The sequence below is a fragment of the Streptomyces sp. SS8 genome, assembly GCF_054072955.1.
Genome location: NZ_JBSVCZ010000074.1, coordinates 1 through 422 on the forward strand (window position 1 = coordinate 1; position 422 = coordinate 422).

Annotated in this window: 1 protein-coding gene; it reads left to right on the forward strand. The window is 71.1% G+C overall.

Translation table 11 applies throughout. The features are described from left to right. Positions 1-412: glutamine amidotransferase-related protein (locus tag ACW69E_RS27780; protein WP_457501041.1), on the forward strand; the 412-nt coding region annotated here is incomplete at its 5' end. Positions 413-422: the final 10 nt, after the last annotated feature.

Here is a 422-nt window from a genome sequence, read left to right on the forward strand (position 1 = left end):
TCATCCGGTGGCGCTGGTGCGGGGGGTGCTGGAGCGGGGCACGCCGCTGTTCGGCATCTGCTTCGGCAACCAGATCCTGGGCCGGGCGCTGGGGTTTGGCACCTACAAGCTCAAGTACGGCCACCGCGGCATCAACCAGCCGGTGCGGGACCGGGCCACCGGCCGGGTGGAGGTGACCGCGCACAATCACGGCTTCGCCGTGGACGCGCCCCTGGACGCGCCCAGCGACACCCCCTACGGGCGTGCGGAGGTCTCCCATGTCTGTCTCAACGACGGGGTGGTGGAGGGCCTGCGGCTGCTGGACCGGCCGGCGTTCAGTGTCCAGTACCACCCCGAGGCGGCGGCCGGGCCGCATGACGCCGCGTACCTGTTCGACCGCTTCGTCTCCCTGATGGAGGGCCAGCGTGCCTAAGCGCACCGAT